This window comes from Staphylococcus nepalensis (genome assembly GCF_014635045.1).
Taxonomy (GTDB): Bacteria; Bacillota; Bacilli; order Staphylococcales; family Staphylococcaceae; genus Staphylococcus; species Staphylococcus nepalensis.
This window is the reverse complement of record NZ_BMCF01000002.1, coordinates 410,590-425,162: the sequence shown is the minus strand read 5'-3', so window position 1 is coordinate 425,162 and position 14,573 is coordinate 410,590. Positions and strand designations below refer to the sequence as shown.

Here is a 14,573-nt window from a genome sequence, read left to right as displayed (position 1 = left end):
TGAAACACATTAAATTAAACTTCTTTAAAATAAGTTTTAAAATAGCCGCCAACAAGACCAGAATTATCGACAATTTGATAGTATTCTTCAGTTTCGTTTATTACATCATATTGTTTTCCTACTGTTAGCATATCAGCTACAGTGAATTTTTGTGCGTCTGTATGAATAACTTCTATTTTTTTGATTGGTGTATTATCTTTCCAAGTTTCGTGTAACATATATAAAATCCTCTCTTTACTATTATGAAATTTCTAACGTTAAGATGAAGGTGATACCACTTTTTTCAGTAATACGTACCGATCTTTCTCCATCTTGGTCTAACGTTTGGTAAGGAATCCCTATAGATTCAAGTTGTTCTATAGTGTGTTGAAATTGAGACTTAGATTCAGTACCAAATTCAATTTGTTCTAATATACCATGTTCAGGCATTTTTATTTCATCTGGTGAAGCATGGATATGTAACTCGCCACCTAGACCGCCATCTCCTATACGAAATACTTGCATATTGAACTCAGCATTATCACTAGATACGTATTCAGCAAAATGTTCTAAACCAAAGACTTTTGTCAGAATGGATTGTGTCAATGCGAAATCATTAACTTTTATCATAACTGGCCCTAGACCTTGTATTTGATGCAACGGATTTACATTACTTTCAAAAGCAGGCATACCTAATGGCGTTCCTGTATTATGTTCATTGGAATAAATATTAAATGTTTGACTATTTTGGTCTTGGAAATTGAAACACTTGTGACCATTTAAGTCTGTAGTTTCCCCATGAGTAATTTGGTTTTTTTCTAAAATAGATTGATATTCTTCAATTCCTTCATCGCTGGGTACTCTTAAACCAATGTTTTCAATATGATTATTACTGTTAATATAGTTCGGCACTTCTACAAAATGTATACGTGTACCGGAATTTAATTCGGCATCACCAAAACGCAAGGCTTGTCCTTTATTTGCCACGTTTAGTCCAAGTATACCTGAAAATAATGCTTTGGTTTTTACTAAATCATTTGTCCCTGTAGTAACACTTCTAAGACCATTCATTATATTAACCCCTTTATTCATATCTTTTCAATATATTATAACTTATTTTGCGATTTATTTGTATGATGAAGTATTTGATGGCATAACTATTTACAAAATTGTAATTTTTAGACATTGGAGGAATAGAAGAAATGTATTAATATGGATATATATTAGGAATTATTATTTTTATTCGCAAATAATATAATATTATTTTACAAATAAGGAGGTTTTAATATGGTTGGTACATGGATTTTATTTGGTATCACAGTGCTCATTGCAGTGTATTCTGGAATTACTTTCTTTTCAAATATAAATAATAAAGCAAAACAGCAAAAAGCAAGTAAAGAAAGTATTAAGAAAAATAATATTTACGGTGTCGTTTTCCTAGTATTTTTAGTTCTAGCAATCATTGAATTATTTGTATTTATTGCATAGTTAGATTTAATAGAAGTAGCGGTGCATCATTTTAAATTATTATATACGGTATATTTAACAAAAATAGAAGTAATGAACAAATTTATAGTGCTTATTTCTATTTTTGTTTTTATGATGTATTAACTGAATCGCATTAGTCGTTTAAATTTTGTATAAAAAGTGAGATAGAAGTTCTAATGAATTCTATCTCACTTTTTGCTTATCTTTATTTATATAACGTTTATACACTTTCGAATTGTATTGTTTCATTTGTTTGAGAAGATTTTTGTATCGCATCGATGATTGCAATAGACGGTAATGCATCTTTAACGTTTATATAATTTTGCGTATTCTCGAAAATACAATCATAGAATTGATTAATTAAAGTGTCATGACTTGGTCCGTAATAGGATTTTGTACCCGATGCTTTTTTATCTTCAATGATTTGAGTTTTATAACCTGCTTCATTTACACGTGTTAGTATATTATCTTTAATAGTGCATTTTTCATTTTCAAAAATAACTTGGAGTTCAATGCTTGAGTTACCGACATTAGCATTGGTAGCAAAAAACATGCCGTTTGCGTTGTTTTCAAACTTAATATGAGCAGAAGCAGTATCTTCCACTTCTATATTATAATCCAATAATTGTGATGTGCTGCCTTTAATTGATTTAACTTTGCCACAGAGTAATTGCATTAAATCCAACGTGTGTATCGCCTGATTAATCAATACTCCCCCGCCAGCAGTTTTCATACTACCTCGCCATGGTTTGTCAGTATAATAAGACTCAGGACGAAACCATGTAACTAACCCTTTAATGCCGATTATCTCACCATATGTTTTGCTTTGAACAATTCTCTGTAAAGTTTGGAAAGTCTCGTTATATCGATTTTGAAAACATACACATATTTTCGTATCAGGATTTTTTTGTTCTAATTGTATTAATTCTAAACCTTCTTTTGCGTTGAGGGATAATGGCTTTTCTTGCAATACATGTATCCCTTTTTCTACACAAGCTGTTGTCACAGGCAAATGCAAATAATGAGGTAAACAAATATGTACACAATCTAAATTTTCTTGCTCTAACATTTGATATAAATCTGTGTAGAAATGCGCATTTGGAACTTTAACTTGTAAAGTTGTATCTATATCACATGCAGCAGTTAGTTCGACATGAGGATTAGCTTCAATCACATTTAAGTGTACAGTTGAAATATCACCTAAGCCTATTATTCCAATTTTTAACATAATACCAGCTCCATATGTTTATCTTTGTTCTGATTGTTCGTTTTGAATTTGAGCGTGTAACGCATTTTTAAACGCTTCAGGATCTACGGGGACGGCTACTTCTTGACCTGTCCAACTAGATAAATAAATGGCATTTACTAAATTGACGCCGTTGATACCATCGCTACCTGGCGCAATCAATGGTGTATTATCCTTAATGTTTGCAGCGAAATTTTCTAATACATTTATATGTTGTTCACCCCATACACTATCAAATTCAAATATTTCTTGGTCGTAAATATTTTCGAATCCACTGCCTTGGAATATTTTAGATGCTTCTTGCCATGTCATATTTTGATTCATTTCTGTTTCGGATTCTTTTAAACGCGTTAAAGTAATCTTTTTACTATCTTCTACTAAAATTTTTCCTTTATCGCCAGTAATTTCTAAACGGTCTGTACCAATAACATCATGGGTGCATGTAATAAATACGCCGGTTGCCCCATTACCATAGTCTAAAATGGTAGTAACATCATCATCTACACTCAAATCGCGTTGGTAACCATATTTAATATTTGAAAATACAGATTTTGGCATACCACATAACCATTGGAGTAAGTCTATTTGGTGGGGAGCTTGGTTTACTAATACACCGCCACCTTCTTCTGACCATGTAGCTCTCCATGAACTTTGATCATAATAAGCTTGCGGGCGCCACCAAGTCGTTATGATCCAATTAGTACGTCGGATATTACCTATTTCACCAGTATCAATCAGTGTTTTCACTTTTTGATATAGCGGATTTGTTCGTTGATTAAAAAATATACCAAATGTTAAATGCGGTTTTGAGGATGCTAATTCGCTAACCTCTTTTACTTTTTCAGCATATATATCAGCTGGTTTTTCTAAAAGTGCATGGATATCTCTTTCTAAAGCTTCTGTACCTATCTCTGTGTGTAAATAGTGAGGGACAGTAGTAACAACAGCGTCAATGCTTCCACTTTCTAACATATCAATATAATTTTCATAAAAAGGCACATTTGGGTAGTTTTCTTCTACTATATTTTGCTTTTCAGAATCAATATCACAAATCGCCCCTATTTCTAATTGTGGAATTTTACCTTCGTTTATAAATCCTGCGTAAGTACTTCCTTGTGCTCCAAAACCAATGATACCTAAACGAACTTTTTCCATTATACATTCCCCTTTTTATTAATATTTGCTAATATTTGTAATAAAGCTTCGTATTGCATTTTATATCCTTCCGCCCCATCTTTTGCGACAGAATTTTGAATTGTTTCAGTTGAATGTTCTAATTCTAAATCTTTAATTGAATCAAAAACAACGAGATGAGGTTCAAGCGTTAAGAATCCTTTGTAACCAGCTTTAAATATTTGAGTTAAAATACTTTCTATTTGCCCATCTCCTGTGCCACATAATACATTCACATTATCTTTGTATACTGCATCTTTTATATGAATGTATTCAATATAATCTGACAGTAATTCGTAGCATGCTTGTGTATTTTCTCCACATTGTACAAAATTTGCAAAATCAAATATGGCTTTGAAATGAGTCGAGCCAACTTCGTCAAAAATAAGCTTGCATCGACGCGCAATATCACCGAAAATATCTTTTTCATTTTCATGTAACAGGATAACGTTGTATTGTTCTGCAATTTCCGCAAATTGTTTTAACTTTTCGATAACACTATCTTTGTATTTATCGAAATCTTCATTTCTCGGTATATAAAAGCTAAAGATTCTAATATATCGACAATTGAGCAATTGGCTTATTTCACACAATGTTTTCAGTTGTGCTAATTGCTCTTGAAACGCTGTCTCATCATCCACATAAATTTTACCAATAGGAGAACCGATTGATGATACACCTATATCCCATTTACTTAAGCGTGGTAATACGTCGTTTTTTATCATATCTACTGAATATTTACTGATATTTTTATCATCTATACCTCTTAATGATATATAATGCATCCCTAACTTGTTTACCGTTTTTAATTGTGTATTCAAATCTGATGATATCTCATCTGAAAACCCTGAAATTGCTATATTTTCAAGCATGGAATCAACTCCTTGTTTTTGTTTGTTAGCGCTTACATTAATGTTAGTGTTAAGTACGAATTAACTTTAAATTGTGTTGAAAGTTTTAAAACCAAGATTGATAACCTAAGTCATTTAAGTGGTCACGACTTATAGTTAAACAATCGTATGGATCTGCGCCATATAGTTCATCTTGCTCTACAAAGAAATATTCGCTTCCACTTTCACGGCCGACTTCAATAATCTCTTTAAGCGGTAATGTACCTTGTCCTAATTCAGCGAATTGAGTAATCATATGTAGCATATAATATACCTTTTCATTTCCTTCTCCTGGATATTGAGACATATCTATTTCACCAATACGGTAATCTTTAAGATGTATTGCACGAATCCGGTTTGCATAATTAGGTATAACTTCAATAGGGTTTAACCCTGCACGCCAAATCCAATGCACGTCTAATTCAAACCCTAAATAGTGTGTATGGTCTCGCATTAAATCAAGCATAAATTGGCCGTCATATTGAACAAATTCCAAATTATGTGCATGATAATATAGATCAATGCCCTCTTCTTTTAATCTTTTCGCATAAGAATCACATATTTCTGCGAATTCAAGTGTACTTTCTTTTGTCCCCATATAATTGATTGGAAGCATACCAATTCTTAATATAGAACAATCTACAGCTTTACAATCTGCTACAATTTTATCAAAGTCATTTTTCAACGTATCTCCAGGATATTTTTGATCTTCTGAGATATCCTCTACGCCACATGACATTGCGGCTATATTCATGCCAAAATCATTTATAGCTTGTTTCATTTCTTCAATATTCTGAGTATTCATTTCAATTTGAGATATTTCTACAGCATTATAGCCTAAATTGCTAACTTTCTTTAACACATTGTATAATCCTTCTTCTTGTACTTTTTGTTTGAGCATCATCATTTGAACGCCAATTTGATTTGTTGTCATTTTTATCCTTCCTTCTTAAAAATATTAATGTTTAAATGCTATAATATAATTATAATTTGAGTGAAAATTAACAACATTGTAAATAAGGGAAAAAAGTATGTTTTTTGAGTAGGAGGAATTTCAAATGAAAAATAGAGGGGATTTTGAGCATCAATTTGATACGGTATCTTTACCATTTGATGGCGAATATGCTGCATGGCATAAAATTAGTGACGGTCATTTTGGGAATGAATTACATTATCACGATCATTATGAAATATTTTTTTCATTATCTGGAAATATGCGCTATACCATAGAAGGAGAATCATTTAATTTAGATGTTGGGTCGATGCTGATTATTCCACCGTTTGAATTTCATCGTTTAGATGAACAAATGGATGGCCACGCTGAACGTATTGGATTAAGGTTTGATGCAAATATATTAAATGAACTTTCTGTTGAGAACTGTGATTTAAGTATTTGTTTTAATAAACGATCTTCGAAATTCAAAAATTTATTACAATTATCTGAATCGCAGAAAAGAGAATTATATTATTTATTACAGGGCTTAATCAACGAGCAAGATAATGATGCTTTTGGCAAAAATTTAGCAGGTAAATCGTTGCTAACACAGTTTTTAATTATCCTCAATAGAGTTGCTATAGAAAATGAGCATACATCTGATAATGTTGATGACCCTTCTACTCATTTAGTGAGACAAGTGTTAGATTATATGGAATTGCATTATAATAAAGAAATTTCACTGGAACATCTTGAAAATAAATTTTTTGTAAGTCGTCATAAAATCACACAACAGTTTACTAAATTAGTTGGTTATCCACCTTATCGGTATTTATTGAATTTGCGTTTACAGAACGCACAACGAATGTTAAAAGATGGGGGGAATCCACAACAGGTAGCAATATGCTGTGGATTTACAGACTATTCTAACTTTTACAGAAGATTTAAACATTCTTATGGTTGCAGCCCAAGGGACTATCTGCAGCAGTATAGTTATAGTGAAAAAATGAAAAATCAATTAAACATATATAAAACGAGCAAGTAAAGTCATACAATGCTCGTTTTTTTAATTAACTAGGATATTTATTACAACATAAAATAATCAAATAGCATTAACAAGTCAAATAAGTGTTTGTTTTTATTATGAAGTTTTTAAATAAAGTGTCTAATACGGCCTAACTTAAACTATCTAAAATCCAGCAATAGTCAACAATATAAAGAAGTTCAATTGCACTAACGAATGAATATAAAAAGACGAGATAAACATTGAGTTCGCTGTTAAAAAGTAGTGAATAAATAAAGGTGGCATTTTCATTATAAATGTAATTTTAGCAATATGATGTAAGACAGTGTTACATATACTGGATACTCATATTAAAATAAAGATTCAAAATCAACCCCAATATTTTAAAAAAATAATGCTACGATTTTATTTAAAATAGGTATAAAGATTGTTAAGACAGCGTTTATAAGTAATATTATTAGAGTCTCCTATCCCCTACCCTATCAATAGAATCTTTATAACGTCTAAAATTACGTTATAAAGTTCAGACTTTAAAGTTTTTTTTTATACGTTATATTGTAAAAAGAGGTGTATAAATAATGAGAGAAATTAATGATATTATATCTGAAAATTTAAAGTTATACAGAAAACAAAGTGGATATTCACTTGAACATTTGTCAGAAATCACTGGTGTAAGTAAAACGATGTTGGGCCAACTAGAACGTAAAACATCTATTCCTTCTATTACTACGTTGTGGAAAATAGCAAATGGTCTAAAAGTTTCTTTTACAGAATTAACTCAAGAAAATAGCACTATTATTAGAAAAGTAACTCTAGATGATATGCAACCTTTGATGTCTGAAGATCCGAAATGTAAGGTTTACCCTTTCTTTAAATTTAATATTGAAAAGAAATTTGAAAGTTATATGGCTACCATTGAGCCTGAAGGAAGAATGAACGGCTCACCACATGGTTCTGGGGCAATAGAATATATAACGGTATATGAAGGCACATTAACGCTCGTATTGGATGGAGAAACCTTTTTGATACATAAAGATGAGGCAATTCAATTTAATGCGAATATGTTTCACTATTATGCTAATGAAGATGATATAACTATTCGATTACATATAGTTATACACTATTGATAGTATTTTTAGCTTATAAATAACTTAAGGTTGCTATATTCTACCGGGAGATTTCAGGAATAAAAGGTGTGATATAACATTTTTTATGTAGTTTTTGAATATTGTTTTTTACATAAAAAACACAACGACGCAAAACGCCGTTGTGTTAGGTTTAATAAACTATTTTGTGTTGTAAATTAAGATTCTAATAGTAAATCTTCTGGGTTCTCAATCAATTCTTTAATTGTTTTTAAGAAACCTACAGCTTCTTTACCGTCAATAATTCTGTGGTCATAGCTTAATGCAATGTACATCATTGGACGGTTTTCAATCGTGTCTGCATCGATAGCAATTGGACGCGTGATAATAGAATGCATACCAAGTATTGCAGCTTGGCTTCCGTTAATGATCGGTGTGGACATCATTGAGCCAAAGATACCACCGTTTGTGATAGTAAATGAACCATTTACCATATCATCTAAACCTAATTTTTTATCGCGTGCTTTTGTAGCTAAGTTAGCTATTTCATCTTCAATTTCAGCAAAGTTTTTCTTATCACAATCTCTTACAAAAGGAACTAATAAACCATCTTCTGTAGATACAGCAACGCCGATATCATAAAATTGTTTAGTAATCATATCTTCGCCATCAATTTCAGCATTTACTTCAGGGTATTTCTTCAATGCTGCTACCGCTGCTTTTGTAAAGAATGACATAAAACCAAGTTTAGTACCATCATGGTCTTTGATGAATTGTTCTTTTTTACGTTTACGTAAGTTCATAACATTTGTCATATCAATTTCATTAAATGTCGTTAACATAGCAGTATTATTAGATACTTCTAATAATTTTTTAGCAGCTGTTTTTTTACGACGAGACATTTTTTCTCTGATAACTGGTTTAGTTGGATTTTGTTGTGCAGCTGTTTTTTTAGGTTCTTCTTTTGTTGATGATTGAGCAGTTTGTTGTGAATTAGATTGATTATTTTGAGTTTGGTTAACGTGTTCTTTTCTCACAATATCATTTGATTGTGTTGCTACTTCTGATAAATCTATACCTTTTTCACGCGCATATTTTCGTGCGGATGGTGTAGCATTCACACGCGCCCCTTTATCTTGTGCATTATCAGATGCGCTATCATTTTGTGGTTCTGATTTTGTTTGGTTTGCTTCATTTTCATTACTAGAAGCAGATGATTGCTTTTCAGAGTCATCTTGTTTTGACGTCTCTGGAGCATTATTACCGCTTCCTTCACCAACCACTGCAATTGACTGTCCCACTTCTACAGTATCGCCTTCGTTGGCTAGTAATTCTTGAAGTACGCCGGCTTCTTCTGAAACAACCTCTACGTTGACTTTGTCAGTTTCTAATTCTAGTATAGCTTCACCTTTATCTACACTATCACCAACTTGTTTTAACCATTCTGCAATGGTACCTTCTGTAATGGATTCTGCTAATTCTGGAACTTTTACCTCTGGCATGCTTAACTTCCCCCTAGTTAAATTTTGTGCTTTGTTCGATAATCATATTTTGAACGAGTTTGTGTATTTCACCATCGCCTTCAGCTGGTGCTGAACGTTGGATACGACCGTGATAACTTAAATCGTATTTATCAGTAGTCAATTCTTTGAGATATGGATAAACAAATGACCATGCGCCTTGGTTTTTCGGTTCTTCTTGTACCCAAGCGACATTTTCTAAGTTAGGTAATGTACTGAGCAGTGCTTCGATTTCTTCTGCTGGGAATGGGTATAATCTTTCGACAGCAACCAATAAAATGGATTCGTTTGGATTTTTCTCTAAATATTCTTTTAAATCAATGAACATTTTACCTGAAGCAAGAATAACCTTTTTAACAGCTTCTTTATTGTGATCTTCTGGTAAGATTGGTTCAAATTGTCCAGATATAAATTTATTGATTGGATCAGCTACTGTTTTATTGCGCAATAGACTCTTAGGAGACATAACTACTAAAGGTCTCATAGATTGCGTACCTAAACTTGCTGCTTGTGCTCTTAACAAATGGAAATAGTTGCTTGAACTTGATAAGTTTACAACAGTTGAGTTGTTTTCTCCTGCTAATTGTAAGAATCTTTCCAATCGAGCTGATGAATGCTCAGGACCTTGTCCTTCAAACGAATGAGGTAAGAATAGAGTTAAACCTGAACGTTCACCCCATTTAGCTCTAGCGCTAAATAAGAAGTTATCAAATATCATTTGAGCCATATTTGAAAAATCTCCATATTGTGCTTCCCAAATTGTCATACAATCTTTATTTTGAACATTATAACCGTATTCAAAACCAACAACTGCTGCCTCTGATAATGGTGAGTTACGTACTTCAAAAGTCGCTTTTTGGCCAGGTACATGGTGTAATGGGATAAATTCTTCACCAGATTCTGGGTCATGTAATACCGCGTGACGATGGCTAAATGTGCCACGTTCACTGTCTTGACCTGTTAAACGGATTGGTGTACCTTGTTGTGTTATTGTTGCGAACGCTAATTGTTCTGCTTGAGCCCAGTCAACTAATCCATCTTCGTTTTCAAAAGGTTCTCTACGTTTCTCTAGTACTTTATTTAGCTTCTTAAATACATTGAAGTTTGATGGGTATGATAACATGGCATCGTTAATTTCTTTAAGTTGTTCATAACTTATATCGATACCGACGCTTTCAAGAGGTTCTGCAAGACTATCTGGTTTTTGCATATCTGGGTTATCCATTTTATCATTTTTATCAATTTTATCGTGAGCAGCACGTAGTTCTTTTTGAACCTCATCAAATATATTGTTCATTTGATCTTCTGAGATGATGTCATCTTCAACTAATTGATTGCCGTATAAAATATCTACTGGGTCGTGTTTACGAATATTATGGTAAGGTAATGGATTCGTGATTGAAGGTTCATCCATTTCATTGTGGCCATATCTACGATAACCAACCAAATCAATCACAACATCTTTATGGAATTCTTTTCTAAATGCCATCGCTATTTCAATCGCTTCAATAGTAGCTTCAACATTATCTGCATTTACATGCATAATAGGAACATCATAACCTTTAGCCACGTCTGATGAATACGTTGTAGAACGCCCATCTTCAGGCTCTGTCGTAAAGCCAATTCTATTATTAGTAATGATGTGAAGCGTTCCGCCCGTGGAATAGCCATCTAAGTTTTCTAAATTCATCGCTTCAAAATTGATGCCTTGACCAGGATACGCTGCATCACCATGTATTAAAATAGGCATTGATTTATAGAAGTCTGTTTGAATAGCTCCTGGTTTGTTTGTATCATCTTGTGTTGCACGTGTTTTACCTAGAACAACTGGTGCAACGATTTCTAAATGGCTCGGGTTATTTGCAAGAGAGATGCGTTGCTCGCTGCCATATGAATTGGTTGTTTTCACACCGCCTAGATGATATTTTACGTCACCTGACCAACCTGCAGTTAATTCTAAGCTGCCATCTTCTGGTAAAAATTTCATTGGATCAGTATGCATAAATTCTGAAATCATCATTTCATACGGTTTTTCTAATACATGCGTAAGCACATTCAATCTACCGCGGTGAGCCATGCCTATTTGGATATTTTGAATGCCTTCATCACTAGCTAATCTTAACGTTTGTTGTAACATTGGCACTAGTGTATCTACACCTTCTATTGAGAAACGTTTTGCTCCTACAAAATTTTTATGTAGATATTTCTCAAAACCTTCTACATGCGCTAAATTTTTAAATAATTCTATTTTTTGATTGTCATTTAAAGTCGCCTTGTATGGTGTTTCTATTCTACGTTTTAACCATACGCGTTCCCTATTATTATTGATATGTGTATATTCAAATGCAATAGGTCCTTTGTAACGTTTTTCCATACGAACAATTGCTTCATAAGCATTATCGTAAATGTCTTTAAAGTGTTCAGATACAATACCTGCAGAAATAGATTCAAGTGTTTCTTGATCTAAATTAAAGTCTTCGATATTTAATTTTGGAACATTTTCTCTTACAGGTTTGTTAACTGGATAAATATCTGCCAATAAATGCCCGTATTGACGTATGTTATCAATTAAACGCATAACACGTTTGATTGTGCTATCAGCTTTGGTCACGTTATGTTGCCCTTCAGCTGTATTTGTTGCGATGTTTGCTTCACCGTTTTTGATTGTGCTAAATAGGACTTGTAAATCTTCAGGAACTGAAGCTGGATCATTGAGATACATATCATATAAATCTAAAATATACCCAAGATTAGCCCCGAAATTTACAGGTGCCTGGGAAACCTGACTTTCGTTGCTCATATTACACCCTCCACAAAATAGTTAAAACGCTTACAAATCAATAATAGCATTAAATATAACCAAATTAAAGTACCAATAACTGGTTATATAAAAAAAGCAGAACCTCATATAATTTGGCTCTGCTAATTGAATTTTCATTTAATAGCGTAACATAGTTTAGATGCATTAGTAACCGGTAACATATGTCAAAATGTAATTTTGAATGTTGTATATTTGCCTACTTCACTTTCGACATGGATGGTGCCGTTATTTAATTCAATAATTTTTTTAGCTATTGAGAGCCCTAATCCATTACCGCCCAGTTTTCTGGAACGTGATTTATCTACTCTGTAGAATCTATCAAATATAAACTCAATATCTTCTTTGGGTATACCTACGCCATGATCTGTAATTTCTATAGATATTTGTTTGTTTCTTAGTTTAGTTTGAATAAGGATGTTTTTATTTACTTGATCATACTTCATAGCGTTATCAATAAAGATAATTAATACTTGTTCGAATTGATAGCGGTCCATTTTAATATTAAGTGGTTTATTATAAGGGCTAAATTCAAATTTATAATCTTGATGTAGTTGCTTTAAAGATTTAATTCTAGAAGTAATTTCTTGATTGATTTCTACGCTTTCAATTTCATTTTCCCTGTTATTATTGTTGTCTTTAGTCAATAATAATAACTCTTCTACTAATTTAGTAATTCTTTCCATTTCTTCTAATGAGATATCAAGTGATTCTTCAAGAATGGCTGCGTCCTTTTTTCCCCAACGTTGAATTAAATTTAAATGGCCTTGAATGATTTGTAAGGGCGTTCGTAACTCGTGTGAAGCATCTTCAACAAATTGTCTTTGTTGATTAAATGACTCTTCTAATTGGAACATCATTTCATTGAAAGTTACAATTAAATTATCTGTTTCTTCGTAATTTGTTACTAAATCCACTTTTTCTTGGAAACCATCACGACGTATTTGTTGCATCTTGTTAGACATTAATATCAAAGGTTTCGTAATTTGTGCAGAGAAAAAGTAACTAACCATTGCAGTAATAAAAGTGGCAATCACTCCAAATATCAATGCAATAAAATATAGAGAATTAACAAGTGCATTATAGCGATCTAAAGAATGTACAATAATGCTATATCCTTGGAAATGGCTTGTGTCAATTTGGTTTGTAATAATTAGATAATCACTGTTATGACGTTTTTTAATCGTAGCAGTATTAATATCCTTAGGGTTAAACTTAGGAGAATATGTTATTGAATTATCATTTGTTGTTTCAATTTGTTTTTTTCCTTTTTTATTGAAGAGTATAACTTTTTGAAAGTTTCCTAAAGATGCATTCAAATCTAATGGGGTGATCTCTTTTAGTTGTTTTGATTCGAATAATTGTAAAGTATCTGTATAACTCCTTTCTGCTTCGTTTAATTCATTATGGCGTAGCGCATTACTTAAAAAGAAAATAATGATTAAACTGAATATAAAGATTGTTGAAAATGTAATCGTTGTTGTGATTATCATCCATTTTGTTTTTAATTTACGTTGTTTCATTTTCTTACCACGTAACCTACTCCTCGAACGGTTTCTATGTACTTATCTTTACCGTAGGGTTTAAGTTTATTTCTTAAATAACGAATGTAAACATCAACAACGTTGGTTTCAACTTCTGAATCATATCCCCATACATCAGCAATGATTTGTTCTCTTTGCAATACATGATTACGGTTTTCTGCTAGTAATGTTAATAAATCGTATTCTGTTTTTGTTAAGTCTAAAGGTTCTCCGTCTACTGTGACTTTAAATCCGTCTCTATCTATGATTATGCCTTTCATATCAATCACGTTTTTTTGTGGTTGCCTGCGTAGCATAGCTCTTATTCTAGCTAATAACTCTTCAATATCAAATGGTTTTACAATATAGTCATCAGCACCATAATCTAACCCTGCTACTTTATCGTATGTGTCGCTTTTAGCAGTAATAATAATAATGGGGGTTGTTTTATTTTGTCTAATTTGTCTACAAATTTCTAAACCATTGATATTCGGTAACATTAAATCTAGCAAGATTAAATTGTATTCATTATTTAATGCTTTTTCTAAACCTGGTTTTCCATCATATTCAATATCTACGTCATAATTTTCATGTTCTAGTTCTAATTCAATAAAACGTGCAAGATTTTGTTCATCTTCAACTATTAAAATTTTTGTCATTAGTTACACCTCAAAATATATAATATATGAAATGACTGTATAGAGAAAGTATCTAGGTGTGAAAGGCATAAAATGATGATTGGCATTGATACAAAAAAACTAAAAAATTAATGTTAAATTTTTTCATGATTCTAATTGACAATTATTCTCAATGTTGTATAATGTAATTGAAAATGATTATCAATACTATATAGACATTCCCCCCACACATATTTGTTTAATAGGATTGATCAT

The 14,573-nt window shown here is 32.1% G+C and carries 13 protein-coding genes; 3 read left to right on the top strand and 10 right to left on the bottom strand.

The features are described 5' to 3' along the window. Positions 1 to 14: 14 nt before the first annotated feature. On the bottom strand, positions 15 to 218 hold the full coding sequence (locus IEU88_RS05160) for a DUF6501 family protein (RefSeq protein ID WP_096809755.1): 204 nt from the start codon (positions 216 to 218) through the stop codon (positions 15 to 17). 22 nt (positions 219 to 240) lie between these two features. After that, entirely contained in the window at positions 241 to 1,050 is an 810-nt protein-coding gene (locus tag IEU88_RS05155; RefSeq protein ID WP_096809753.1) for a VOC family protein, read from the bottom strand. A 216-nt stretch (positions 1,051 to 1,266) separates the two neighbouring features. Between IEU88_RS05155 and IEU88_RS05150 the strand changes: the two genes are divergently transcribed. Continuing rightward, the gene (locus IEU88_RS05150) at positions 1,267 to 1,467 is read left to right on the top strand and encodes a Mid2-like cell wall stress sensor domain protein (protein WP_096809751.1); all 201 of its coding nucleotides are present in this window, start codon (positions 1,267 to 1,269) and stop codon (positions 1,465 to 1,467) included. Positions 1,468 to 1,687: 220 nt separating this feature from the next. On the opposite strand, the gene IEU88_RS05145 is transcribed toward IEU88_RS05150, so the two are convergent. The 4 genes from IEU88_RS05145 to IEU88_RS05130 form a co-directional block, all read right to left on the bottom strand. Next, positions 1,688 to 2,695, bottom strand: a complete 1,008-nt coding sequence (locus tag IEU88_RS05145; RefSeq protein ID WP_096809749.1) for a Gfo/Idh/MocA family protein — start codon at positions 2,693 to 2,695, stop codon at positions 1,688 to 1,690. Between the two features lie 18 nt (positions 2,696 to 2,713). Continuing rightward, the gene (locus IEU88_RS05140; RefSeq protein ID WP_103373381.1) at positions 2,714 to 3,868 is read right to left on the bottom strand and encodes a Gfo/Idh/MocA family protein; all 1,155 of its coding nucleotides are present in this window, start codon (positions 3,866 to 3,868) and stop codon (positions 2,714 to 2,716) included. Continuing rightward, entirely contained in the window at positions 3,868 to 4,758 is an 891-nt protein-coding gene (locus IEU88_RS05135) for a sugar phosphate isomerase/epimerase family protein (RefSeq protein WP_103373382.1), read from the bottom strand. Before IEU88_RS05135 ends, IEU88_RS05140 begins: the two co-directional genes overlap by 1 nt. Before the next feature lie 85 nt (positions 4,759 to 4,843). Continuing rightward, complete coding sequence (locus tag IEU88_RS05130; RefSeq protein WP_096809742.1) at positions 4,844 to 5,710, bottom strand: sugar phosphate isomerase/epimerase family protein; 867 nt, start codon at positions 5,708 to 5,710, stop codon at positions 4,844 to 4,846. Positions 5,711 to 5,834: 124 nt separating this feature from the next. Here IEU88_RS05130 and IEU88_RS05125 point away from each other — a divergent pair, with 124 nt between their 5' ends. Both IEU88_RS05125 and IEU88_RS05120 read left to right on the top strand, forming a co-directional pair. Next, positions 5,835 to 6,755 carry an AraC family transcriptional regulator gene (locus IEU88_RS05125; RefSeq protein WP_103373383.1) on the top strand — a complete coding sequence of 307 codons (921 nt, stop codon included), beginning with the start codon at positions 5,835 to 5,837 and terminating at the stop codon, positions 6,753 to 6,755. Positions 6,756 to 7,312: 557 nt separating this feature from the next. Then, a complete protein-coding gene (locus tag IEU88_RS05120; RefSeq protein WP_103373650.1) occupies positions 7,313 to 7,861 on the top strand; it encodes a helix-turn-helix domain-containing protein in 549 nt (182 codons plus the stop codon). 176 nt (positions 7,862 to 8,037) lie between these two features. Here the strand turns inward: IEU88_RS05120 and sucB are convergent, their stop codons facing one another. From sucB to IEU88_RS05100, 4 genes are all read right to left on the bottom strand, one after another. Next, positions 8,038 to 9,321, bottom strand: coding sequence for a dihydrolipoyllysine-residue succinyltransferase (gene sucB / locus IEU88_RS05115; protein WP_096809738.1), 1,284 nt, complete (start codon positions 9,319 to 9,321; stop codon positions 8,038 to 8,040). A 13-nt stretch (positions 9,322 to 9,334) separates the two neighbouring features. Next, the gene (locus IEU88_RS05110) at positions 9,335 to 12,139 is read right to left on the bottom strand and encodes a 2-oxoglutarate dehydrogenase E1 component (protein ID WP_103373649.1); all 2,805 of its coding nucleotides are present in this window, start codon (positions 12,137 to 12,139) and stop codon (positions 9,335 to 9,337) included. Positions 12,140 to 12,324: 185 nt separating this feature from the next. Further along, positions 12,325 to 13,680, bottom strand: coding sequence for a HAMP domain-containing sensor histidine kinase (locus tag IEU88_RS05105; RefSeq protein ID WP_103373648.1), 1,356 nt, complete (start codon positions 13,678 to 13,680; stop codon positions 12,325 to 12,327). Beyond that, complete coding sequence (locus tag IEU88_RS05100; protein WP_096809734.1) at positions 13,677 to 14,339, bottom strand: response regulator transcription factor; 663 nt, start codon at positions 14,337 to 14,339, stop codon at positions 13,677 to 13,679. The genes IEU88_RS05105 and IEU88_RS05100 overlap by 4 nt, the downstream gene beginning before the upstream one ends. Positions 14,340 to 14,573: the final 234 nt, after the last annotated feature.